General features: G+C 74.2%; 28 protein-coding genes. 15 read left to right on the top strand and 13 right to left on the bottom strand.

Features of this window, described 5'->3' with window-relative positions; translation table 11 throughout:
* Window positions 1–13 precede the first annotated feature (13 nt).
* Entirely contained in the window at window positions 14–835 is an 822-nt protein-coding gene (locus tag KDN32_RS14765) for a class I SAM-dependent methyltransferase (RefSeq protein ID WP_211732997.1), read from the top strand.
* A gap of 76 nt (window positions 836–911) precedes the next feature.
* Window positions 912–1,097 (top strand): DUF5302 domain-containing protein, encoded by a 186-nt coding sequence (locus KDN32_RS14760; RefSeq protein ID WP_211732996.1) that lies wholly within the window; start codon window positions 912–914, stop codon window positions 1,095–1,097.
* 15 nt (window positions 1,098–1,112) lie between these two features.
* On the opposite strand, the gene KDN32_RS14755 is transcribed toward KDN32_RS14760, so the two are convergent.
* On the bottom strand, window positions 1,113–2,300 hold the full coding sequence (locus tag KDN32_RS14755; RefSeq protein ID WP_211732995.1) for an MFS transporter: 1,188 nt from the start codon (window positions 2,298–2,300) through the stop codon (window positions 1,113–1,115).
* Between the two features lie 48 nt (window positions 2,301–2,348).
* Between KDN32_RS14755 and KDN32_RS14750 the strand changes: the two genes are divergently transcribed.
* Window positions 2,349–2,918 carry a histidine phosphatase family protein gene (locus KDN32_RS14750; RefSeq protein ID WP_211732994.1) on the top strand — a complete coding sequence of 190 codons (570 nt, stop codon included), beginning with the start codon at window positions 2,349–2,351 and terminating at the stop codon, window positions 2,916–2,918.
* 1 nt (window position 2,919) lies between these two features.
* A complete protein-coding gene (locus KDN32_RS14745; RefSeq protein ID WP_211732993.1) occupies window positions 2,920–3,768 on the top strand; it encodes a PHP domain-containing protein in 849 nt (282 codons plus the stop codon).
* Here KDN32_RS14745 and KDN32_RS14740 read toward each other — a convergent pair.
* The 3 genes from KDN32_RS14740 to KDN32_RS14730 are packed head-to-tail and all read right to left on the bottom strand — an operon-like array spanning window position 3,717 to window position 5,346.
* Window positions 3,717–4,094 carry a hypothetical protein gene (locus KDN32_RS14740; RefSeq protein ID WP_211732992.1) on the bottom strand — a complete coding sequence of 126 codons (378 nt, stop codon included), beginning with the start codon at window positions 4,092–4,094 and terminating at the stop codon, window positions 3,717–3,719. The genes KDN32_RS14745 and KDN32_RS14740 overlap by 52 nt on opposite strands.
* Window positions 4,094–4,597 (bottom strand): GNAT family N-acetyltransferase, encoded by a 504-nt coding sequence (locus KDN32_RS14735; protein ID WP_211732991.1) that lies wholly within the window; start codon window positions 4,595–4,597, stop codon window positions 4,094–4,096. The genes KDN32_RS14740 and KDN32_RS14735 overlap by 1 nt, the downstream gene beginning before the upstream one ends.
* Entirely contained in the window at window positions 4,594–5,346 is a 753-nt protein-coding gene (locus KDN32_RS14730; RefSeq protein ID WP_211732990.1) for an SDR family NAD(P)-dependent oxidoreductase, read from the bottom strand. The genes KDN32_RS14735 and KDN32_RS14730 overlap by 4 nt, the downstream gene beginning before the upstream one ends.
* Window positions 5,347–5,406: 60 nt before the next feature.
* Here KDN32_RS14730 and KDN32_RS14725 point away from each other — a divergent pair, with 60 nt between their 5' ends.
* Window positions 5,407–6,255 (top strand): ParA family protein, encoded by an 849-nt coding sequence (locus KDN32_RS14725; protein ID WP_211732989.1) that lies wholly within the window; start codon window positions 5,407–5,409, stop codon window positions 6,253–6,255.
* A gap of 1 nt (window position 6,256) precedes the next feature.
* On the opposite strand, the gene KDN32_RS14720 is transcribed toward KDN32_RS14725, so the two are convergent.
* The gene (locus tag KDN32_RS14720) at window positions 6,257–7,648 is read right to left on the bottom strand and encodes a DEAD/DEAH box helicase (RefSeq protein WP_372446546.1); all 1,392 of its coding nucleotides are present in this window, start codon (window positions 7,646–7,648) and stop codon (window positions 6,257–6,259) included.
* Between the two features lie 145 nt (window positions 7,649–7,793).
* Between KDN32_RS14720 and KDN32_RS14715 the strand changes: the two genes are divergently transcribed.
* The gene (locus tag KDN32_RS14715; protein WP_211732988.1) at window positions 7,794–8,483 is read left to right on the top strand and encodes a ferritin-like fold-containing protein; all 690 of its coding nucleotides are present in this window, start codon (window positions 7,794–7,796) and stop codon (window positions 8,481–8,483) included.
* Between the two features lie 9 nt (window positions 8,484–8,492).
* Here KDN32_RS14715 and KDN32_RS14710 read toward each other — a convergent pair whose 3' ends face one another.
* The 3 genes from KDN32_RS14710 to KDN32_RS14700 form a co-directional block, all read right to left on the bottom strand.
* The gene (locus KDN32_RS14710) at window positions 8,493–8,834 is read right to left on the bottom strand and encodes a GlsB/YeaQ/YmgE family stress response membrane protein (protein WP_307854111.1); all 342 of its coding nucleotides are present in this window, start codon (window positions 8,832–8,834) and stop codon (window positions 8,493–8,495) included.
* 25 nt (window positions 8,835–8,859) lie between these two features.
* Entirely contained in the window at window positions 8,860–9,078 is a 219-nt protein-coding gene (locus KDN32_RS14705; protein WP_211732987.1) for a DUF3107 domain-containing protein, read from the bottom strand.
* Between the two features lie 78 nt (window positions 9,079–9,156).
* Window positions 9,157–9,744 (bottom strand): TetR/AcrR family transcriptional regulator, encoded by a 588-nt coding sequence (locus KDN32_RS14700; RefSeq protein ID WP_211733197.1) that lies wholly within the window; start codon window positions 9,742–9,744, stop codon window positions 9,157–9,159.
* A 208-nt stretch (window positions 9,745–9,952) separates the two neighbouring features.
* On the opposite strand from KDN32_RS14700, the gene moeZ reads away from it, so the two are divergent.
* The 8 genes from moeZ to KDN32_RS14660 all read left to right on the top strand — a co-directional run bounded on the left by moeZ (window position 9,953) and on the right by KDN32_RS14660 (window position 16,285).
* Entirely contained in the window at window positions 9,953–11,152 is a 1,200-nt protein-coding gene (gene moeZ / locus KDN32_RS14695) for an adenylyltransferase/sulfurtransferase MoeZ (protein ID WP_211732986.1), read from the top strand.
* Between the two features lie 68 nt (window positions 11,153–11,220).
* Complete coding sequence (locus KDN32_RS14690; protein WP_211732985.1) at window positions 11,221–12,021, top strand: DUF4129 domain-containing protein; 801 nt, start codon at window positions 11,221–11,223, stop codon at window positions 12,019–12,021.
* Window positions 12,018–12,461 (top strand): hypothetical protein, encoded by a 444-nt coding sequence (locus KDN32_RS14685; protein ID WP_211732984.1) that lies wholly within the window; start codon window positions 12,018–12,020, stop codon window positions 12,459–12,461. Before KDN32_RS14690 ends, KDN32_RS14685 begins: the two co-directional genes overlap by 4 nt.
* Window positions 12,454–13,443, top strand: coding sequence for an AAA family ATPase (locus tag KDN32_RS14680; protein WP_211732983.1), 990 nt, complete (start codon window positions 12,454–12,456; stop codon window positions 13,441–13,443). The genes KDN32_RS14685 and KDN32_RS14680 overlap by 8 nt, the downstream gene beginning before the upstream one ends.
* Window positions 13,440–14,717 carry a DUF58 domain-containing protein gene (locus KDN32_RS14675; protein ID WP_211732982.1) on the top strand — a complete coding sequence of 426 codons (1,278 nt, stop codon included), beginning with the start codon at window positions 13,440–13,442 and terminating at the stop codon, window positions 14,715–14,717. The genes KDN32_RS14680 and KDN32_RS14675 overlap by 4 nt, the downstream gene beginning before the upstream one ends.
* Window positions 14,714–15,223 (top strand): hypothetical protein, encoded by a 510-nt coding sequence (locus tag KDN32_RS14670; RefSeq protein WP_211732981.1) that lies wholly within the window; start codon window positions 14,714–14,716, stop codon window positions 15,221–15,223. The genes KDN32_RS14675 and KDN32_RS14670 overlap by 4 nt, the downstream gene beginning before the upstream one ends.
* A gap of 18 nt (window positions 15,224–15,241) precedes the next feature.
* Window positions 15,242–15,583, top strand: coding sequence for an MGMT family protein (locus KDN32_RS14665; RefSeq protein WP_211732980.1), 342 nt, complete (start codon window positions 15,242–15,244; stop codon window positions 15,581–15,583).
* A 33-nt stretch (window positions 15,584–15,616) separates the two neighbouring features.
* Entirely contained in the window at window positions 15,617–16,285 is a 669-nt protein-coding gene (locus tag KDN32_RS14660) for a lysophospholipid acyltransferase family protein (protein ID WP_211732979.1), read from the top strand.
* 1 nt (window position 16,286) lies between these two features.
* Here the strand turns inward: KDN32_RS14660 and KDN32_RS14655 are convergent, their stop codons facing one another.
* The 3 genes from KDN32_RS14655 to KDN32_RS14645 all read right to left on the bottom strand — a co-directional run bounded on the left by KDN32_RS14655 (window position 16,287) and on the right by KDN32_RS14645 (window position 20,067).
* Window positions 16,287–17,705, bottom strand: a complete 1,419-nt coding sequence (locus KDN32_RS14655; RefSeq protein WP_211732978.1) for a YlbE family protein — start codon at window positions 17,703–17,705, stop codon at window positions 16,287–16,289.
* The gene (locus tag KDN32_RS14650) at window positions 17,702–19,198 is read right to left on the bottom strand and encodes an AllF/FdrA family protein (protein ID WP_211732977.1); all 1,497 of its coding nucleotides are present in this window, start codon (window positions 19,196–19,198) and stop codon (window positions 17,702–17,704) included. Before KDN32_RS14650 ends, KDN32_RS14655 begins: the two co-directional genes overlap by 4 nt.
* A 95-nt stretch (window positions 19,199–19,293) precedes the next feature.
* On the bottom strand, window positions 19,294–20,067 hold the full coding sequence (locus KDN32_RS14645) for an oxamate carbamoyltransferase subunit AllH family protein (RefSeq protein WP_249217173.1): 774 nt from the start codon (window positions 20,065–20,067) through the stop codon (window positions 19,294–19,296).
* 83 nt (window positions 20,068–20,150) lie between these two features.
* Between KDN32_RS14645 and KDN32_RS14640 the strand changes: the two genes are divergently transcribed.
* Complete coding sequence (locus tag KDN32_RS14640; protein WP_211732975.1) at window positions 20,151–21,404, top strand: PucR family transcriptional regulator; 1,254 nt, start codon at window positions 20,151–20,153, stop codon at window positions 21,402–21,404.
* 104 nt (window positions 21,405–21,508) lie between these two features.
* Here KDN32_RS14640 and KDN32_RS14635 read toward each other — a convergent pair whose 3' ends face one another.
* Both KDN32_RS14635 and KDN32_RS14630 read right to left on the bottom strand, forming a co-directional pair.
* Complete coding sequence (locus tag KDN32_RS14635) at window positions 21,509–21,694, bottom strand: hypothetical protein (protein ID WP_211732974.1); 186 nt, start codon at window positions 21,692–21,694, stop codon at window positions 21,509–21,511.
* Between the two features lie 14 nt (window positions 21,695–21,708).
* Window positions 21,709–22,251, bottom strand: a complete 543-nt coding sequence (locus KDN32_RS14630; RefSeq protein ID WP_211732973.1) for a GNAT family N-acetyltransferase — start codon at window positions 22,249–22,251, stop codon at window positions 21,709–21,711.
* Window positions 22,252–22,326 lie beyond the last annotated feature (75 nt).

The following is a 22,326-nucleotide window of genomic DNA, read 5'->3' as shown; positions in this document are numbered from 1 at the left end:
GCAGACTCCTCCCATGGCCTGGGACCGGGAGTTCTTCTACGACACCTACCCGCGGGTGGAGGAGGCGTTCGCGGCGCGGCTCGACGAGAGCCTCGCGCCGCGGGACCCGTCGGTGCTGCTGCAGGTGGTGCGCGAGCTCGACCTGCCGCCGGACAGCCGTGCGGTCGACGTCGGCTGCGGCGAGGGGGCGTACGCCTTCCGGCTCGCGACCCACTTCGGCCTGCGGGTGCTCGGCATCGACCCCGTGCAGCGCCACCTCGACCTCGCCCGGGAGGCGCGTCGCGACCTCGCGCCGGACATCGCGTCCCGGGTGTCCTTCGAGCGCGGCACCGCGACCTCCGTGCCGGTGCGCGACGGGTCGCTCGACCTGGTGTGGTGCCGCGACGTGATGGTCCACGTCGAGAGCCCGGCGGAGGCCTTCGCGGAGGCGGCCCGGGTGCTGCGCCCGGGCGGTCACGTCGTGTCCTACCAGGTCGTCGCCACCGACCTGCTCGGCCGCGAGGAGGGCGCGTGGCTCTTCGACGTGATGGGGGTGGTGCCGTCGTCGGCAGACCCGGCCGTCCTCGACGACGCGGTCGCGCGCTCGGGCCTCGAGGTGGTCGCCACCCTCGACCTCGCGGCGGAGTGGGGCGAGTGGTCGGAGGAGCAGGAGGGCGCCGGCTCCCGGGCGCTGCTCCACCTCGCCCGGCTGCTGCGCGACCCCGACCGCTACCGCGCCGAGTTCGGCGACGCGGCCTACGACGTCATGCTCGGCGACTGCCGCTGGCACGTCTACCGGATGGCCGGCAAGCTCGCCGGGCGGGTGGACGTGCTCAGGCGACCGGGTCGCGGTTAACCCCTCGACCCGGTCGGGTCGGCTTTGGCAGGGTGGCAGTCCGGAAGCCCGACCCACCGCGATCCCAGGAGGACCCATGGCCGACCAGGACCCGAACGCCGACCTCAAGGCGAAGATGCGGGAGGCCCTGGACCGCAAGAAGGGCCACGACCACCCCGACGACACCGCCGGGTCCCGCGAGAAGGCACACGGCTCGGAGGTCAGCAACGCCAACGTCGCCAAGCCGATGCACCGACGCAAGGCCGGCGGCGGCGGGGTCTGAGCCCCGAGCGCCACCTCACGCGCCGGCGGACGAGCGTCCCGACAGGTCGTCCGCCGGCGCGAACGCACGGGCCAGCCAGAACAGGGCCACCACGAGCACCAGCGGGACGGCGAAGCCGATCCGCAGCGATCCCGCACCGACGGCGCCGGTCATCACCGCGCCGAGCAGCGCTCCCACGTAGTTGAACTGGTTGAAGCGTGCCACCACCGCGTCGACCCGCGCCTGCCGGGTGGCCGGGTCGGCGTCGCGACCGGCGAGGGCGGCCGCGGCGGAGAAGCTCAGCGGCGCCACCACGGCCACCCCGCAGCCGAGACCGGTGAAGCCGACCACGGCGACCGGCCACGACGGCGCCGCGACCACGACTGCGAGCGACACCAGCGCGAGCGCCGCGCCGACGCGCAGCAGGCGTACGGCCCCCACCCGCTCGGTGAGCCCGTCGCCGACCAGCCGCACCAGCCCGCTCGCGAGCAGGTAGGGGAGCGTGGCCAGCGCCACGAGGCCCTCGGGGGCGGAGAAGGTGTCGTCGAGGTAGACCGGTCCCCACGTCGCCGCCGCCGTGTCGACGGTGTAGAAGACGACGAGCGCCAGCCCGACCAGGACGATCGGGCGCCACGGCACGTCGGTCTCCGTGGACGTCGCCGCCTCGCCGTGGTCGCGGGGCAGGTACGGCGCGAACGACGCGGCGAGCGGCAGCAGCGCCACCAGCGCCACGGCGCCCCACGGCACGCCGGTCGTGGCGAGGGTGAGGACCGCGCCGATCACGCCGCCGAGGGTCCACGCGCCGTGGCAGGACGGCAGCACCACCCGGCCGAGCCGGTGCTCGAGGGCGACGGCCTGCATGTTGCCGGTCGCGTCGACGATGCCGAGCCCCACGCCGTACGCCGCGAGGCCGAGCACGAAGACCGCGGTGGTCGGCGCCAGGATCGCGACGGTCACCGACACCGCGACGGCGAGCAGCCCGGCGCGCAGCACGCGTGCGCTGTCGAGGCGGGGCGCCAGCCGCTCGGCGAGCAGGGAGCCGGCGCCGGCGAGCAGCACCATCATCAGCAGCACGCCCGAGAGCGCGAGCTCGTCGAGGTCCCACCGGTCCTGGATGCGCGGCAGCCGGGTGGTGAGGCTGATGAACACCAGCCCCTGGGTGAGGAAGGCGGCCGCGATCGCGAGCCGCGCACGGCGGAGATCCGGACTGTGGTCGGCGCCCATGCCGAGCATGGTGGCAGCCCGGCGGCCCGTGCGTGGCAGACTCGCGGCATGGCATCGGTGTCGGGTCCTGAGCTCTGGGTGGTCCGGCACGGCGAGACCGAGTGGAGCCGCGACGGGCGGCACACCTCGGTCACGGACCTGCCGCTCACCGAGAAGGGCGAGGACGCGGCCCGCGCGCTGGCCCCGCGGCTCGCCGACGTGGCGTTCGACCTCGTGCTGAGCAGCCCCCGGCAGCGCGCCCGACGCACCGCCGAGCTCGCCGGGTTCGCCGACCCCGAGCTCGACGAGGACCTCGCCGAGTGGGCCTACGGCGACTACGAGGGCATCACCACCGAGGAGATCCGCGAGACCGACCCGGACTGGACGGTCTGGACCCACCCGACGCCCGGCGGCGAGAGCGCGGCGGACGTCGCCGAGCGCCTCGACCGCGTGGTCGCGCGCGCCCGCGAGCACGAGCGCACGATCGTCTTCGCGCACGGCCACTCGCTGCGGGTGCTCACCGCCCGCTGGCTCGAGCAGACGGCCGCCGAGGGACGGTTCTTCCGCCTCGACACCTCGACCGTCTCGGTGCTCGCCTTCGAGCGGGAGACGCCCGTGCTGCTGAGCTGGAACAGCTGACGTGCGCATCGACCTGCACACCCACTCCGCGGCGAGCGACGGCACCGACACCCCCGGCGACCTGGTCCGCGCGGCCGCCGCGGCCGGTCTCGACGTCGTCGCCCTCACCGACCACGACGCGACGTCGGGCTGGGACGAGGCGCGGGAGGCGGCCGCCGACGCCGGCATCACGCTCGTCCCGGGCCTGGAGATCAGCACGACGTTCCACCACCGGGGCGTGCACCTGCTGGCCTACCTCCCGGACCCGAGCCACCCGCCGCTGGCCGCGGCGCTCGACCGGATCCTCGCCGGCCGCACCGAGCGCACGCCCGCGATCGTCGCGGCCCTGCGCGAGCACGGCATCGACATCACCGAGGACGACGTGCGCCGCGAGGCGGGCGGCTCGGTCGCCGCCGGACGACCGCACGTCGCCGACGCGCTGGTGCGGATGGGGGTGGTGGGTGACCGGACCCAGGCCTTCACCGAGCTGCTCGACCCGGGCCGGCCGGGCTACCGCAACCGCTACGCCGCTGAGCTGGAGGACATGGTCCCGCTGGTCGTCGGCGCGGGCGGGGTGCCGGTGATCGCGCACCCGTGGGGGCGCCGCGGCGGCACCGTCCTCGACGCCGAGGCACTCGCGGGCCTGCAGGACCTCGGGCTCGCGGGCATCGAGGTCGACCACCAGGACCACGGCCCCGACCAGCGCGAACGGCTCCGCGCGATCGCGGCCGACCTCGACCTCGTCGTCACCGGCAGCAGCGACCACCACGGGCTCGGCAAGGTGGACCACGACCTCGGGGTCAACACCACCGACCCGGCTCAGTACGAGCGCCTGCTCTCGCTCGCCACCTCCGGCGTCCGGCTGGGCTGAGGAGGGGTCGACCTCCGCCGGTCGACCGCGGCCAGCCCCGCGAGCGCGACCGCGCCACCGAGGCCCATGACCGCAGCGACCCACAGGCGTGCCTCGCGCAGGACGGGCGCGCAGGCCTCGGCCCGCGCCTGCTGCTCGGTGCCCGCTGTGCCGGGTCCGTCGCCGGGGGCGCGGGTGCCGGTGAGCAGCGACCACGCGGGGATGGCGCTGCCGCAGTCGTACGCCGCGCCCGCGGCATCGACGGACAGGGTGCGCTCGGTGCCGACCCCGAAGCCGAGCAGCAGCACCAGCACCCCGCACGCGACGACGACCCGGGCCCGATTCATCACCCCATCATGGACGACGACCGCACCATCCGTCGCTCGACACCGACGTCCTCGACCTTGGTGACCCCGTCGAACGCGAAGCCCTGCCGCTCGTAGAAGCCGATCGCGCGCGCGTTGCCGTCGAGCACCCAGAGGTAGGCGTCCCGCGACCCGAGGGCCGCGGTCAGCAGGGCGTGCCCGACGCCGGTGCCGTAGACGGAGGCCCGGACGTAGAGCGCCATCAGCTCCAGCGCGGGCAGCCCGTCAGCAGGGTCGTCTCGGCCGGTGCTGGTGCTGGAGAAGCCCACCAGCGTGCCGTCGGACGACCACGCGAGCAGGTTGTCGCTCGAGCCCGAGGCGATGATGGTGCGCCAGCTCGCCACCCGCTCGTCGCGGCGCGCGCGGCGCTCCTCGAACACCGAGGCGGGCATCAAGCCCGCGTAGGCCTCCTCCCAGACGTCGAGGTGCAGGTCGGCCAGCGCCTCCGCGTCCTCGACGCGCGGCGCGGCGACCCGCAGGCTCACCGGCGGCCCATGTTCTGGGTCAGCCGGAGCACGCGGTTCGGGATGGCGCGGGTCAGCGCGATGATCGTCTTGTACTGCGCGCCCGGGATCGAGTACGCCCGGCCCTTCGCGAAGTCCTCCAATGACGTGCGGACCAGGAACTCGGGCTCGAGCCACATGAAGCCGTCGCCGCGGGTGACCTCCATCCGCTGGTGGAACTCGGTCTTGGTGAACCCGGGGCACAGCGCCATCACCGTCACCCCGCGCGAGCGGTACTCCAGGTGCGCCCACTCGCTGAAGCTGTTGACCCACGCCTTGGCGGCCGAGTAGCTGCCGCGGGGGAGGAACGCCGCGACGCTGGAGACGTTGATGATGCCGCCGTCCCCGCGCTCGGCCATCGCGCCGAGCGCGGCGTGGCTGAGCCGCAGGACCGCCGTCACCAGCACCTCCTGCATCGCGGTCTCCTCCTCGACGGTGTTGTCGAGGAACCGCTTCTTGAGCCCGAAGCCGGCGTTGTTGACCAGCAGGTCGACCGGCCGGTCCCGGTCGGCGAGCCGGGCCTCGACGCCCGCCAGCTGCGCGCGGTCGACCAGGTCGGCGACCAGGACCTCGACGTCGACCCGGTGGGTGCGGCGCAGCTCCTCGGCCACGGCCTCCAGGCGTGCCGCGTCGCGGGCGACGAGCACGAGGTCGTCGCCGCGCGCGGCGAGCTGGTGGGCGTACTCGAGGCCGATGCCGGCGGTCGCGCCGGTGATCAGGGAGGTGGTCATGCCGCCAGCATTTCAGGACGGACCTCCCGGGCGCGACCCGGTCCGGCACAATGGCGAGCGATGAGCACCCAGAAGCCCGGCCCCGTGGCCCTCGCCGTCGCCAACCAGAAGGGCGGCGTCGCGAAGACGACGTCCGTCGCCTCGATCGGCGCCGCGCTCGCCGAGCTCGGGCACCGGGTGCTGCTGGTCGACCTCGATCCGCAGGCCTGCCTGACGTTCTCCCTCGGCATCGACCCCGAGGACCTCGACACGTCGGTGCACCACGTCCTGACCCAGGGCGTCGACCCGCTCGAGGTCGTGATCGAGACCGAGGACGGCGTCGACCTGCTGCCCGCGACGATCGAGCTGGCCCGCGCCGAGGCGGACCTGCTCACCCGCACCGGCCGCGAGCACGTCATCAAGGGCGCCCTCGAGCAGCTCGCCGAGGACCTCGCGGACTCCGAGGAGGGGGCCTACGACTGGGTGCTCCTCGACTGCCCGCCCTCGCTCGGCGTGCTGACCGTCGCCGCCCTCACGGCCGCCGACGGCGTCCTGGTGCCGCTGCAGTGCGAGACGCTCTCGCACCGCGGCGTCGGCCAGCTGCTCGACACCGTCCACGACGTGCGCCGCTTCACCAACCGGGGCCTCGAGGTCTGGGGCGTGCTGCCCACCCTCTACGACGGCCGCACGACCCACGCCCGCACGGTGCTGGAGACGATCAGCGAGACCTACGACCTCGAGGTCGTCGGCCCGCCGATCCCCAAGACGATCAAGTTCGCCGAGGCGCCGGCCGCCGGCCGGTCGATCCTCGCCACCAGTCGCAGCAGCAAGGGTGCCCGGGCCTATCGCGAGGTCGCGGAGAACCTGGTCGAGCGGGCGTCGCGGCCGCGGGTGAAGAAGACGGCGAAGAAGGCTCCGAAGAAGCGCTGACTCACGACGTCGGGGTCTCGGTGGACGCGACCGACTCGCCGCCGCGGGTGCGGCGACGGTTGCGGTTGCGGCGGCGCGGGGCGTCTCCGGACTTCTCGGACCGGTCGGAGGAGCCGCCGCCCGAGCGGTCGGAGGAGCGGCGCTCGCGGGGCGCCCGCTCCTTCTTCTCCACCGGGGCGGGGTCGACGACGCGACCCTTGGTGCCGGCCGGGATGCCCTGGTCGTGGAAGAGGTGCTCGGACGTGGAGTACGTCTCCTGCGGCTCGTCGAAGGGCAGGTCGAGCGCCTTGTTGATCATCTTCCAGCGGTGCAGGTCGGCCCAGTCGACGAACGTGATCGCGGTGCCCGTCGCGCCTGCGCGGCCGGTGCGGCCGATGCGGTGGACGTAGGTCTTGTCGTCCTCGGGGCAGGTGTAGTTGATGACGTGGGAGACGCCGCGCACGTCGATGCCGCGGGCCGCGACGTCGGTGCACACCAGCACCTGGATCTTGTCCTCGCGGAAGCGCGCCAGCGCCTTCTCGCGGGCGACCTGCGCCATGTCGCCGTGCAGCGGGGAGGCCTTGAAGCCACGCTCCTGCAGGTCCTCGGCAACCCGCTGCGCCTGGCGCTTGGTGCGGGTGAAGACGATCATCTTCTCGGCGTCCTCGGCCTGGAGCACTCGGCCGATGATCTCGGTCTTGTCGAGGTCGTGGGCCTGGTAGATGAACTGCGCGGTCGCGGGGACGGTCGCGTTCTCGTAGGACGACTCCGCGCGGATGTTCATCGGGTGGCGCATGTGGGTGCGGGCGAGCGCGACGATCGCGGACGGCATGGTGGCCGAGAAGAGCATCGTCTGGCGGGTCTCGGGCGTCTTGGAGATCAGCGTGATGACGTCGGGCAGGAAGCCGAGGTCGAGCATCTCGTCGGCCTCGTCGAGGACCAGCGCGTGGACGTGGGAGAGGTCGAGCGCGCGGCGGTTGGCCAGGTCGATGAGGCGACCCGGGGTGCCGACGACGATGTCGACGCCGGCGTCGAGCGCCTCGAGCTGCGGCTCGTAGCCCACGCCGCCGTAGACGGTGAGCACGCGCAGGCCCATGTCCTTGCTGGCCAGCGCGAGGTCGCCGGAGACCTGGAGCGCGAGCTCGCGGGTCGGGGCGACGATGAGCGCCTGCGGCTTGCCCTGCGGCAGGTCGGCGTAGGCGGGGTCGGTGACCGCGACGGAGCGCTGCAGCACCGGGATGCCGAAGGCGAGGGTCTTGCCGGTGCCGGTGCGGGCCTGGCCGATCAGGTCGGTGCCCATCAGGGCGACGGAGAGGGTCATCTCCTGGATGGCGAACGGGGTGGTGATGCCGGCGCGCTCGAGGGCGTCGCAGATCTCGGGCAGCACGCCCAGGTCGCGGAAGGTGGTGGTCACGGGTGTCGCTCTCTTCAGTGTCGGATGTCCCACGCGTATGCGGTCGGGCACTCCGGAAAGGCACTCGGACCGCGCACATACAGGCGGCCGCCACACGGGTTCGTCGGCGGCTCGGTCGCCTCGATGCTATCGCTAGGCTGCGCGCATGAGCGCATCGGCCGAGAACGCGTCGTCGGACGAGGACTACCGACGGGCCGCCGTCGACCTCCTCGGAGCCATCGCCTACGGCGAGCTGTCCGCGTTCGAGCGGCTCGTGGAGGACGCCAAGCTGGCCCCGGGCATCGCCGACAAGATCGCCATCGGGGCGATGGCCACGGCCGAGTTCGGGCACCTCGAGAACCTCGTGCACCGCCTCGAGGAGCTCGGCGCCGACCCGGCCGAGGCGATGCAGGCCTTCCGGGAGAGCTTCGACAGCTTCCACGAGCACACCGCGCCGTCGGACTACTACGAGGGTCTGATCAAGGCCTACGTCGGTGACGGGCTCGCCGCCGACTTCTACCGCGAGATCGCGGCCTACCTCGACGTCGAGACCCGCGAGGTGATCATCGCGTCGCTCGAGGACTCCGGGCAGACCGCGTTCATCGTCGAGCGGGTGCGGGCGGGCATCGCCGAGGACCACCGCCTCGGCGGCCGGCTCGCCCTGTGGGGCCGCCGGCTCATGGGCGAGGCGCTCACCCAGGCCCAGCGCGTCGCGGGCGACCGGGACTCGCTGACGGCGCTGCTCGCCGGGGGCGTGGACCGGCCCGGTCTCGACCTGGCCGCCCTCGGGCGCATGTTCACGCGGCTGACCGAGCTGCACGCCGACCGGATGGCCCGGCTCGGCCTGGAGCCCTGAGCGGGGCGTTCAGGCGCGACGGTCGCGCCGCTCCCGGCGCTCGCGCCGGTCGTGGCGGCCCGTGATCGTGGCCGCGACGACGACGAGCACCGCGGCGGTCCCGACCTGCCAGGCGTGCCGCCACCAGTCCGGTCCGGGGCTGGTGTCATTCATGTCGCCACCCGGGTTGTCGGGAGCGACGCCGAACACCAGGTAGTAGAGCCAGCTGCCGATGAAGGCGCCGAGGATGCCGCACACCACCGTCAGCCACAGCGGGATGTTGTCCCGCGAGCCGGGCGCGACGGCCTTGCCGAGGAAGCCGATGACCAGGCCGACCACGAGCGTGACGACGACGGTCCAGATCAGCCCCACGGCGAGGTCCTCGCGCAGTCCGGGGTCAGCGGAAGCCGACCGTGCTCGCGTTGGGCGAGCCGATCTCCAGGTAGGCGACCGCGGCGGCCGGGACGACCACGGTGCGGCCCTTGGTGTCCTGCAGGCGCAGCACGCCGTTGCCGGCGATCGCCTCGGCCAGGCGCGCCTCGATGTCCTCGGGCGTGGCGTCGGTGTCGAGCACGAGCTCTCGCTGCGCGCGCTGCACGCCGATCTTGACCTCCACGGTGGTGCTCCTTGCTGGTTGTCGAGCGGGGTGTCTGGGGGTGGTGCTCGGGGGTGGTGCTGGGACGATCGTGCCCGGTCAGTGGTCGTCGGTCATCGGGTACCCCCGGATGCCGCGCCACGCCAGGCCCGCGACCAGGGCGGCTGCGTCGTCCTGGGTGATCTCGCCGTCGCCCGCGAGCCAGAACCGTGCGGACACCTGGGCCATTCCCACGAGCGACACCGCGAGCAGCTCGGAGGCCTCGTCGGGCAGGCCGGTGTCGGTGCGGATCACGTCGGCGATCATCGACGCGCACTCGACGGTGACCCGGTCGACGCGGGCGCGGACCTCGGGCTCGCTGGTGAGGTCGGACTCGAAGACGAGGCGGAACGCGCCCTCCTCGGAGGCGACGTAGCTGTAGAAGACCTTCATCGTGGCCGCGACCCGGTCGCGGTTGTCGGTGGTCGAGGCCAGCGCGGCGCGACAGTTGTCGATGATGGTGTCGCAGGAGGCGTCCAGCAGCGCGACGTAGAGGTCGAGCTTGCCGGGGAAGTGCTGGTAGAGCACCGGCTTGGAGACGCCCGCGCGGTCGGCGATGTCGTCCATCGCCGCGGAGTGGTAGCCCTGGGCGACGAACACCTCGAGCGCCGACTCCAGCAGCTGGGCGCGACGCTCGCGCCGCGGCATCCGGCCGCCGCGCGGTCGCGGTGAGCCTGTGTCCAGAGGGCCTGCAGTCACGTCGTACTCCTGGGTAGTGCGGTCGGGGGGAGCCTAACCGCCTCCTCGCCCCCGCCTCGGTCCGCATCGCGGGACGTGGCGCCGCGTGTCCCGCGACCGCGGGGAACATGGGCGCTGTCGGTGCTGTTGCACCCACACCCGAGTCAAGGAGAAGTCCGTGTCGTTCCCGCCACTCGTCGAGCCGGCCGCCGAGCTCACCACCGACGAGGTCCGCCGCTACAGCCGCCACCTGATCATCCCCGACGTGGGCATGACGGGTCAGAAGCGGCTCAAGAACGCCAAGGTGCTCGTCATCGGCGCCGGCGGTCTCGGATCGCCCGCGCTGCTCTACCTCGCCGCAGCCGGAGTCGGCACCCTCGGCATCGCCGAGTTCGACGAGGTCGACGAGTCCAACCTGCAGCGCCAGATCATCCACGGCATGTCCGACGTGGGCCGGTCCAAGGCGGTGTCGGCGAAGGAGTCGATCGCCGAGGTCAACCCCTACGTCGAGGTCGTCGTCCACGACGAGCGGCTCGACAACGACAACGTGATGCGCGTCTTCGAGGGCTACGACCTCATCGTCGACGGCACCGACAACTTCGCGACGCGCTACATGGTCAACGACGCGGCGTACTTCCTCCAGATCCCCTACGTCTGGGGCTCGATCTACCGCTTCGACGGCCAGGCGTCGGTCTTCGCGCCGTCGCTGTCCGACGACGCCCCGTGCTACCGCTGCCTCTACCCCGAGCCCCCGCCGCCCGGCATGGTGCCGAGCTGCGCGGAGGGCGGCGTGCTGGGCGTGCTGTGCGCGAGCATCGGCTCGATCCAGGTCAACGAGGCGATCAAGCTGCTCACCGGCATCGGCGACCCCGCCATCGGCAAGCTCGTCATCTACGACGCCCTCGAGCTGGAGTGGCGCAAGCTCAAGGTCCGCAAGGACCCCAACTGCGCGCTGTGCGGCGAGAACGCCACCGTCACCGGCCTGATCGACTACGACGCCTTCTGCGGCGCCGTCTCCGACGAGGCCGCCGAGGCGGCCGCCGGCTCCACCATCTCGGTCACCCAGCTCGAGCAGATGCTCAAGGAGCGCGACAACGGCGAGCGTGACTTCACGCTGATCGACGTGCGCGAGCCCAACGAGTACGAGATCAACAAGATCCCGGGCTCGGTGCTGATCCCCAAGGGCGAGTTCCTCAACGGCAACGCGCTCGGCGACCTGCCCTCCGACAAGCCGATCGTGCTGCACTGCAAGTCGGGCGTGCGCTCGGCGGAGGTGCTCGCGGTGCTCAAGGGCGCCGGCTTCGGCGACGCGGTCCACGTGGGCGGCGGCGTCGTGGCGTGGGTCAGCCAGATCGACCCCAGCCAGCCGGCCTACTGACCCACTCCACCCACCCGGAACCTCGCACCTCCTCGCGTGGCGCGGACCCTTCGCCTAGGGTTCGCGCCATGCGTGCGTTCGGGGAGCTCACTGCAGGCGTGCGCGCCGCGCTGGCGGTGGTGGCGTGCAGCGCCTTCGTGGTGCTCGCCGCGTGGGCGACCCTCGTCGGCCCCGACCAGGTCTTCACCGGACCCGGGCCGCGTCCGGCGACGGCACTGACACCGACCACGTCGTGCATCCCGCTGCCGGTGCGCACCGCAGCCGACGGCAGCGAGACCGTCGTGATCCCGGACGACGTCGACCAGCGTGACTACTGCGAGCCGCCCGACACGAGTGTCGAGGACGCCCGCCGGATGGTCGAGGGGACCGACGTGCCGCTCGTGCTGAAGATCCTGGTGTGGACGGTCGAGGCTCTGATCGTGCTCGGGATGCTGGCGTTCGTCGGCTGGGTGCTGCTGGCCCTGCGGGACGCCTGGCAGCGCCGCGCCGGCCGCGAGCGGGAGCCCGCGGACCTGGACTTCGAGACCCTCTCGGAGCCCGCGCGGCTGGCCGCGGCGATGACCGAGGACGCGCGCGGACAGGACGAGCTGCTGCGCGACGGGGAGGCCCGCAACGCGATCGTGGCCGCATGGGCGCGCTTCGAGGTGCAGGGCGCGCGCGCCGGGTCGCCCCGACAGGCGTGGGAGACGTCGGCGGAGTACACGCTGCGGATCCTCGACCTGGTCGAGGCTGACGCCGGCGCGGTGCACCGGCTCGCCTCCCTCTACCGCGAGGCGCGCTTCTCCGAGCACCCGATCACCGAGGAGCACCGCGAGGCCGCTCTCGACGCGCTCGCCGAGATCCGCCGCACCCTCGGGGTGCGAGCGTGAGGTCGTGGACACGGGGCATCGATCCCCGGTGGCGCGGCCGCGTGCTGGGCGCCACCGCCCTGGCTGCCATCGGCTACGGCGTGGCGCTGCTGCTCGACTTCGAGCCGCACCCGTTGCCCTACGCGCTGTGGTGGACCATCGCGACTGCGATGGTCTGGCTGGTCGTCGACACCGCGAGCGTGCCCCGGACGGTCTGGCGCAACGGCATGCCGCGGGGCGCGGACCGCGTCGACCAGGCCAGCAGCGACCTCCGGGTGCTGAGCAGTCATCTCCAGGCCAACGAGCCGACGGGTGCGCTGCGTGACCGGCTGGTCGGGCTCGCCCGTGCTCGCGATCCAGACCTCGCGGACGAGCTCCGTCTCGAGCTCGACACCGTCCGCCGGCTCTCGCCGGCCGACATCGACCGCATCCTGACCCGAATCGAGGAGATCCGTGACTGACGCAGCTGCCACCCCGACCGAGGTGGCGCCGTTCGCCGAGCAGGTGCTCGACGAGGTGGGACGGGCCGTCGTCGGCAAGCGCGAGGTGCTGGCGCTGGTCCTGGCCGGCGTGCTGGCCAAGGGGCACGTGCTGCTGGAGGACTTCCCGGGCCTGGGCAAGACGCTCGCCGCGCGGTCGTTCGCCGCCGCGCTCGGGCTCGACTTCGCGCGCGCCCAGTTCACCCCCGACCTGCTGCCGGCGGACCTCACCGGGTCCTACGTCTACGACCAGCGGCGCGCCGAGTTCGACTTCCGCCCGGGTCCGGTGTTCACCGGTCTGCTCCTCGCCGACGAGATCAACCGGACGCCGCCCAAGACCCAGGCGGCGCTGCTCGAGGCGATGCAGGAGGGCCAGGTGACGGTCGAGGGCCAGACCCACCGGCTGCCTCGACCGTTCCACGTCCTCGCGACCGCCAACCCCGTCGAGTACGAGGGCACGTACCCGCTGCCCGAGGCGCAGCTGGACCGGTTCCTGCTCCGCGTCGGCTTCGGCTACCCGAGCGCGGGGGAGGAGTACGACGTGGTGCGCCGCCGGCTGGACCGCCAGCGCGAGGAGGTCGACGTCGCGCAGGTCACCGACGCGGCCGGGCTGGCCCGCATGCAGGCCGCGGTCGAGCAGGTCGGCGTCGACGAGTCGGTCGGGCGCTACTGCGTCGACCTGGTCACCGCCACGCGCCGCCACCAGGACGTGCTCACCGGAGCCTCCCCGCGCGGCAGCCTCGGGCTGGTCCTCACCGCGCGGGCCTGGGCGGCGATCCGTGGCCGCGACTACGTCGTGCCGGAGGACGTCAAGGCCGTCGCCCGCGCCGTCCTCGCGCACCGCGTGACGGTCAAGCCCGACCTGTGGATGACCCAGGCGTCGGGAGTGCGGGTCGTCGACGCGGTGCTCGGGCTCGTCGAGGCGCCGCGCACCCTCGATGCGCCGTCGGGGTCGCGCAGGTGAGCTCGTGGCGGCCCACCGCGGGGCTGGTCCGGGCGTGCCTGCTGGCGTTCGGTGGCGCCACGGGCGGGCTCGTGCTCGGGCAGGAGGTGCTGCTCGTGCTCGGGGCGCCGTTCGTCCTCCTCGCGGTGATGGGGGTGCTGCACCGGCCGGTGCGGCAGCCCGCGGTCCGCACGGTGATCGACCACGGTCGGCTGCACGAGGGGCAGGGCACCACGGTCCGCGTCGAGGTCGACGACCTCGCCGGCGTGGAGCACGTGGCTCGCGTCGCGTCACCGCCGGCCCACGTCGGCACGCGCCCGCGCTACGGCGCCGTGGGGTCCCTCGTCGCCGACGGCCTGCCCGTGCTGGAGGTCAGCCCGCGCCGCTGGGGACGGCGCGAGCTCGGCGTGGAGCGCGTGGCGCTGACCAGCCACTGGGCGGGCTGGCGCTGGGGACCGGCGGACATGCCCGAGCACGGCGTCCTGGTGCTGCCCCAGGCGACGCCGTACGACAGCCGTGCCGAGGTGCCGCAGCCCGACGGGCTGGTCGGCTCCCACCGGTCGCGGCGGCTCGGCAGCGGCACGGACTTCGAGGGCATCCGGCACTTCACGGCGGGCGATCGGCTCAAGCGGATCACCTGGCCGGTGTCGCTGCGCACCGGCGAGCTGCACGTCGTCACCACGCGCGCCGAGCAGGACGCCGGGGTGTGGCTGGTGGTCGACGCGCTCCGCGACATCGGTGAGTCCGGCGGGATCGACGGCGCGGCGAGCACCCTCGACCTCACGGTCCGTGCGGCGAGCGCGCTCGCCGAGCACCACGTCCGCACCGGCGACCGGGTGGGGCTGCTGGTGCTCAGCTCCGACCCCGTCCGGATCGGTCTCGGCTCGGGGCCGCGCCACCTGCAGCGTCTGCAGGGCACGCTCGCCCGGGTCCGCGCCGATGCGCGCAGCGAGCCCCCGGAGCGGCTCGACCTCGGCGCGGGTGCGGGCAGCGTGGTCCACGTGCTGTCACCGATGCTCTTCACCCCGCTCGTCACCGCGACCGCCGGGCTGCTGCGCGGTGGTACGGCGGTGGTGGTCATCGACACCCTGGGAGGGCACGGCAGCGCGCCGGACCCCGACCCGCTGGCGCTGACGAGCCTGGCCGGGCGGATGCAGCGGATCGAGCGGGACGACCGGTTGCGCCGCCTCGCCGAGCTCGGCTGCCCGGTCGTCGCGTGGCGCGGCCCGGGGACGCTCGACACCGTGCTGCGCCAGCTCGCGCGGCGTGGCCGGGTGCCGAAGGTGCGTGCGTGATGGGCCTCGTCGCGCCCGGCACCGCGAGGTCGGTGCTCGCCCTGCGCGCGCTCCTCGTGGTGCTGCCGTTCGCCGCCCTCGCGCTCGCCCTTCCCGCGGTGCCGCACTGGTTCGTGCTGGTCGGGGTGGCCGTGTGCTCGCTCGTGTGGGCGCAGGCCCCGGACCACGCCGCAGGCGTCGGAGCGATCGGGCTCGTCGCCGGCTGGTGGAGCGCGCACGACGTCCTGGACTGGCGGGTGCTCGTCGTCGGCCTGCTGCTCGTGCTGGCCCACGTGACGGCCGTGGTGCTGGCCCACGGGACCGGCGCCCTGCCGGTCGACCCGCACCTGGTCGGGCTCTGGGGACGCCGCAGCCTGCTGACGCTGGTGCCGATGCCGTTGGCCTACGTCGCCCTCCGCGGCCTCGACAGCGTCGCTGCGCCGCCGTGGTTGTGGGCCTCTGCGGGGCTCCCCGTCGCCGTGGCGCTCCTCGTGACCGCGCGGCTCACCCAGGCGCGGCCGGAATGACACCGGAGTGACGACGCCATGACGACGGGGGAGGAGCGCGAGCTCTACGCCGAGCTGGTGCTGCAGTGCGCCGAGTCGGTGCCCCGGGGGCGGGTCACGACCTACGGTGCCATCGCCGACGTGGTCGGGCACCGGCTCGGCCGCGGCGGTCCCCGGCTGGTCGGCAACGTGATGGCCACGCAGGGTGCGGCCGTCGCGTGGTGGCGGGTCGTGCGCTCCAACGGCTCGCTCCCGCCGTCGCACGACGAGGAGGCGCGCCAGGCCTACCTCGAGGAGGGGACGCCGCTGCGTCCCGGGGGTGCGGTCGACCTGCGCGCGGCGTTCGTCGTCCCGACGCTCCGGGGCGCGGACGCTCCCTGACCCGCGGCGACCGGGGGTGGCAGGATCAGCGCCATGCTCTACACGGTCGCGCACGGCGTCATCCCTCCAGTGGCCCGTGCCGTGTGGCGCCCGACCATCGAGGGCCTGCGCCACGTGCCGACCACCGGTCCGGTCATCGTCGCGAGCAACCACCTGTCGTTCTTCGACAGCGTGGTGATCCCGGTCGTCGTGCCGCGCAAGGTCGTCTTCCTCGCCAAGTCCGACTACTTCACCGGCACCGGCGTCAAGGGAGCGCTGCAGCGGGCGTGGTTCGAGGGGCTCGGCATGCTGCCCGTCGACCGCGACGACACCAAGGCGGCGATCGCCAGCCTCGACACCGCGCTGGAGGTGCTGCGCCGGGGGGAGGCGTTCGGCATCTACCCCGAGGGCACGCGCTCGCGCGACGGCCGGCTCTACCGCGGTCGCACCGGCGTCGCCCACCTCGCGCTGACCGCGGGGTGCCCCGTCGTGCCGGTGGGGCTGCAGGGCACCGAGGACATCCAGCCCGTCGGCGAGAGCCGTCCCCGCCGCGCGAAGGTCACGGTGCGCTTCGGCGAGCCGATCACGGTCGCGGGGGAGTACGACGGCGTGCCCAGCGGCCGGGCGCGCCGCGAGCTCACCGACCGCATCATGGCGGCGATCGGTGAGCTCTCGGGGCAGGAGCCGGCGGGCGTCTACAACGAGCGGCCCGCGCGGGCCTGAGTCAGCGCGCCGCCCGCGCCGCGTCGGCGAGCGCGGCCAGGGCCTGCGGGAAGATCTCGGCCGGCGGGGTGACCAGCCCGGCACCGACCTGTCCGACGCCCGCGACCGCACCGGCCATGCCGGTGTTGATCTGCGGCAGGATCCCGGTCCGGCACACCTTGGTCACGTCGATGCCGGTGGGCGTGCCCTGGAACTCGAGGACGGGGACCGACCAGCGCGGGTTCTCCGCGAGCGTGATCTCGTGCATCCGTCGGGTGGTGGCCAGCGCGTCGGGGACGGTGCCACCGACGAGGCGCACGATCGCGGGCGCGGTCGCCATCGCGAAGCCGCCGATGCCGGCGGTCTCGGTGATCGCGGAGTCGCCGATGTCGGGGTTGGCGTCGTCCGGGCCGTAGTCGCCGAGGAAGAGCCCCTCGGCCACCTGCGCCGGCCCGGTGAACCACTGGTCGCCGGTGCCGGAGACCTGGATGCCGAACTCGGTGCCGTTGCGGGCCATCGCCACCACCATCGTGGAGCCCGGGATGTCGCGGCCGGCGTCGAGCGCGAGCTTGCAGGCGGGCATCGCGAGGTTGAGGAAGAAGTGGTCGTTGCCGCCGACGAAGCGCAGCGCCTCGCTGACGTCCTTTGCGTCGAAGCCCGACGTGACCATCGCGGGTGAGAGGTCACGCAGCAGCATCAGCGTGCCGGCACGGTTGCGGTTGTGCGCCTCGTCGCCCATCTGCAGCATCTGGGTGAGGATGCCGGTGACGTCGGAGGCCTCCGCGGTGCCGCGTACCGCGGCCTGCAGCAGCGGGCCGAGCACGTCGCCCATCCAGCGCAGGCGGGTCAGCACCTCGTCGTTGTACGCGCCGTAGCGCAGCACCTTGCCGAGGCCCTCGTTGAGCGAGCAGTACGTCCGGCGACCCGTGGCGCGGTCCTCGAGGACCCACATCCACATCGACGGCGTGACCACGCCGGCCATCGGGCCGACGGCGCTGCGGTGGTGGCACGGCTCGAGGCTGACGTTGCTGCCCGACTCGAACAGCGCGACGGCGTCCTCGGGGTCGTCGACGAGACCCTCGAGGGCCGCACCACCCATGAGGGCGCCGCGCAGCGGCCCCGAGGCCTGCTCCCACGCGATCGGCGGGCCGGCGTGGAGGAACTGGCCCCGCTCGAGGCCGAGCACCTCGCTCGCCGGGGCGACGTCGACGAGGTGGGCGGTGACGCCCAGCATCGCCTCGACGGCGCGGCGGTTGGCCTCGGGGCGGCGCGGGTCGGTGGCGACGGCGGCCAGGTCGGCCTCGGTGCCGGGCATCGGCGGGCGCCAGTCGACGCGCTCGACGTCGACGGCCTGGCCGGCGACGGCGTCGGCGAACATGTCGGCGCCGCAGGCGACGACCGTGGGGCTCGTGGCCCCGACAGTCACGAGGGGGGTGCTCATGCGCGGGCTCCTTCGAGAAGCTGGATCGCGCGGCGGGTGGCCGCGGCGTTGGACAGGTGCACCTCGGCGCCGGCGGCCACGAGGGCGTCGCGCTGGGCGTCGAGGCCCTGCGGGTCGAGGTCGGTGCCGACCAGGCTGACGATCACCGGGATCGCGCGGTCGGCGCGGGCCTCGCGGATCGCCGGCGCGAGCAGCGACGCCGGGTCGGGCTCGGCGCCGTGGCCGAGGACGAGGTCGAGCAGGATCACGCCGGTCCGCGGGTCGGCGGCGGCGCGCGCGAGCTGCTCGTTGCGCAGCGTCGGGTCGATCATCGGGTGGGCGCGGCCCTGGGTGAGCGCGTCGTCGCCGAAGTCCACCATCGTGTGGGTGTCGGCGAGCAGGTCGCCCGGGTCCGTGGAGTCGAGGGCCAGCTCGGGCGACAGCGGGATGTTGCTGCGGACCGGGCCGAGCACCTCCGACGCCATCAGCATCGACTCGTCGCACAGCGTGCCGCCGACGAAGAGGCCGCGCAGCAGCGGGCCGGTCGCCGCGCCGGTGTTGTCCTCGCCCGCGACCGGCCAGGCCGGCGCGGTGTGGCCGAGCCGCTCAAGGACCGCCTCGGCGACGGTGGTGAGGTCGCGCTGGCCGCGTCCGAGCAGGCCGAGCTCGACCGGGGTGGCGAGCGCCTCGGCGTCCTTCGCGAGCGCCTCGGCGACCTCGGGGGCCGGGGGCTTGGAGACCACGACGACGAGGTCGACGTCGGGGTCGGCGTCGAGGCGGCGCAGCGCCTCGCGCGTCGACAGGCCGCCCACGGCGGCGGACAGGTCGCGGCCGCCCACGCCGAGCGCATGGGTCACGCCCACGCCGTCGAGGCCGGCGCCCGCGTGGTGGAGCAGCACCAGCAGCTGCTGGCAGCCGGTGCCGGACGCGGCGACGAGGCCGATGCGTCCCGGGCGGGTGGTGTTGGCGAACCCGAGCCCGACGCCGTCGATGACGGCGGTGCCGCAGTCGGGGCCCATCACCAGGGCGCCGCGGGAGGTGGCGTACGTCTTGAGCGCGACCTCCTCCTCGACCGGCACGTTGTCGCTGAAGACCATCACGTCGCGGCCCGCCTCCACGGCGTCCATCGCCTCGACGGTCGCGCTCGCGCCGGGCACCGACACGAGGGCAACGGCGTCGGCGCCGGTGCGGCGCAGCGCGGACCCGGTGGTGCGCGGGGGTGCGACCTCGCTCGCGCCCGACGCGGGGCGCGCCGGCACGAGGGCGGCGTCGACCGCGGCCAGCGCGGCGGCGAGGTCGGCGTCGTCGTCGAGGCGCAGCGCGACGACCATGTCGTTGGGCGAGGAGGCCGGCACGTCGAAGCCCATGCCGGTGAGCACCTCGAGGTTGAGGCCGGTGGCCATCGCGACCTGCGCGGCGACGACACCGGGCGCGGCCTGCACCGCCCGGCTCACCTGCAGCAGGGTGACGGAGTCGGCGTAGGCGCCGCTCCTCAGCTCGACGTGGTCCTTCATCGGCGCTCCTCCTGGGAGATGGGGCTGGGAGATGGGGCTGGGAGATGGGGGTGGGGGATGGGGGTGGGAGATCGGGTGGGGGATCGGGGTGGGACCTACGCCGCGGAGGGGCAGGGCTCGCGCAGCGAGGCGAGCGCGAGGCCGGCGCCGGTCGCGAGCCCGGCGCCGGAGGTGGCGCCGACGTCGAGCAGGGCGGCGAGGGTGGCGGGGCCCGGGGCGGCGAGCCACGCGCCGAGCTGGGGCAGGGCCTCGCCGTGCAGCGCGCAGTCGAGCAGCGTGCCGGACAGCAGGGTCGTGACGGCGCGGCGGCGGCGTACCGCGCCGGTGACCGCGACGTCCGGACGACCTGCCGCAGCCCGTACGACCAGCCAGCCCGCGAGGACGTCGTCGCCGAGCGGCGTCAGGCCGGGGCCGCGCCCGAGGAGCGCGTCGACGTGGGCCGCGGTGAGCCGACCGTCGGCAGGGAGGTCGAGCCCGTGGGCGGTGACGACCTGGCGCGCCGGCTCGATGGCGGGCACCTCCGGGGGGAGCACGGTGACGCGGGTGTCGACGACGCGGGCGATGCGCAGGCGGCGTCCGGCCACGACGAGCCCGCCGCCCTCGACGCGTGCCGTGACCGTGGTCGGGCGGCGCGACGCGACCTCACCGGAGAGGTCGGTCAGGTCCGGCTCGGACGACCACAGCGCGCACGGGACGCGGCTCGCCGACGCGGCGACCAGCCCGAGGCACCAGCCGTCGACGTCGACGTACACCGCCGAGGCGCTGGCGTGGACCACCTCGAGCGGGCCGTCGGGCAGCGCTCCGAGGTGCACGAGGACGCGCGCGGGCGCCGCCACCGGGAGCGGGGTGGAGACCGAGCCGGCGAACATCACCGGACAGACGCTAACGGCTCGTGGCACACTCGCGAATGTGAGTTCCTGACAACGAAGGACAGCAAGTGGGCCAAGACTTGATGAACGACCCCGAGGCGGTCGCCGCGCTGGAGCGGGCGGACGCGCTGCACACCGCGCTGACGCACATCGTGCTGGAGGGCGGCGACCTCGCCGCGATCGCGGAGGCGGTGGGCGACGCGCTGGGCTGCGGCGTGGTGTTCACCTCGACCGACGGGCGCGAGCGCGCCGCGCACCTCGACGAGGCGGACCGGGCGGCGCTGTCCGACGCGGGGCTGCTCGACCCCACCGGGCGGGTCCGCGTGGAGCGGATCGACACCGGCGGCACCGCCGTGGGCGAGGGGCAGGCGCTGCTGCGCCGCGTCGTGGCGGCCGGCGTCGACCTCGCACGCCTCGTGGCGCTGCGCACCAGCGGCACGATCCACGAGTCCGACGTGCACGCGCTCGAGCGCGCAGCGATCGTCGCGGCCCTGCTGGTGACGCGCGTCGAGGCGATCACGGCCGTGGAGAACAAGTACCAGGGCGACTTCCTGCGCGACGTCTTCCTCGGCCGCGCCGGCGAGGAGGACTACGTCGCCGAGCACGCGCAGGCGTTCGGCTGGGTGCTCGACCGGCCCGTCGTGGTCGTCGTCGCCGTGCTCGACCCCGACGCGCTGGCGGCCCAGGGCGCCGCCGACGACCGGCGCGCGTGGCACGACCGGTTCGCCCAGGCGTGGCGCCAGGTCGCCGTCGGCGGCGACCCCACGGTCGCCTCGGTCGCGTTCAGCCGCGAGGTCGTGACGCTCGTGCCCGTCGACCCCGAGGCCGGTCCGGTGGCCGCGCGCGCCGCGGTGGACCGGATGATCGAGGGCGTGCGCGGCGACCGTGGCGGCGGGCGGATCTCGTTCTCGGCCGGCGTCAGCCGCGTCGCGCGCGACGTGGGCGAGCTCCCCGAGGCGTTCCGGCAGGCGCAGCGCTCGGTCGAGATCGGACGGCGCGTGCACGGCGGCGGGTCGGTCACCCGCTTCGACCAGCTCGGCCTGCACCGCCTGCTGGCGCTGGTGCCGGACAGCGCGGAGCTGTCGGCCTTCGCCGCCGACGTGCTCGGCCCGCTCGCCGAGCGGACCCCGGAGGCCGCCGACCTGCGCGAGACCCTGCAGGTGCTGCTCGACACCAACTTCAACGTGGCCGAGGCCGCGCGGGCGCAGTTCTTCCACTACAACACGATGCGCTACCGCGTCGGCAAGCTGCAGCGCATCCTCGGTCCCGTCGCCTCCGACCCGCACCTGCGCCTCGACGTCGCCGTCGCGCTGCGGGCCCTCGAGATCGCGGAGTGAGGCCCGGCATCTGAGGACGTGGCGCAGTCCGACGGCCTCGATCTCGCTGCAGGCCGTCCTCAGATGACCCGCGGCGGGACGGCGGGACGCCCGGGTGCACCCGGCTAGGACTGTCGTTCCGCCATGCGCTGGTGCCAGGCGAGGTGCTGCTGGGGGTGGTCGCCCCGGTGCGCCACGAGGGCGTGGCACTCGCGGCACACGAGGCCGGCCGTCGAGCTGCCGCTGAAGGCGTCGCGCCAGTCGCCGTACCGTCCGACAGGGCGGGGCTCCCGCGTCGCGTCGTCGTCCATGGCGCCACCGTAGGTCACCGCGATCGCGGGTGGCGCACGCCGAACCACTGCTCGGCCCCGAACTCCTCGAACCGGTCGGCCTCCACGAACCCGAGCCGGGCGGCCAGGCGGCGCGACGCGCGGTTGGCGACCTGGGTGCACAGCACGACGGGCTCGTCGAAGCGGGCGTCCACCCAGTCGAGGACCGCCGTTCCGGCCTCGGTCGCGAATCCGCGGCCCCAGGCCGCGGCCGGGGTGACGTAGCTCAGCTCGAGCTCGCCGCCGTCCGGCAGCACGCGTCCGGGTCGGTCGGGGTCGTGCCGGGAGACGCCGAACCAGCCCACGAAGCCGCCCTCGTGCTCGACGATGAACTGGCCGGGTCGGTCGGCAGGAGTCGCCGGCATGTCCGCCTCGAGCTGGGCGCGGTCGCGACCGCCGCCGGTGTAGCGGTTGACCTCCGGGTCGCAGCCCAGGTCGATCACCAGGGGACGATCGCGCGCCTCGGGAGGCCGCAGCACCAGGCGCTCGGTGCGGATCGGGGCCGGCGGCCAGTCGCCGACGGTGAGAGGCAGCGCCATGCAGGGGAGGGTAGCGACCGCGTCGACCCGCCCGAGAACTTGCCATCGACTGCGGCGTTCCTTCGGCGGATGTCG

Origin of the sequence: Nocardioides palaemonis (assembly GCF_018275325.1) — a bacterium.
In the GTDB taxonomy this organism is placed as follows: Bacteria; Actinomycetota; Actinomycetes; order Propionibacteriales; family Nocardioidaceae; genus Nocardioides; species Nocardioides palaemonis.
The sequence above is the reverse complement of the archived record's forward strand: the minus strand, read 5'-3'. Positions and strand labels throughout refer to the sequence as shown.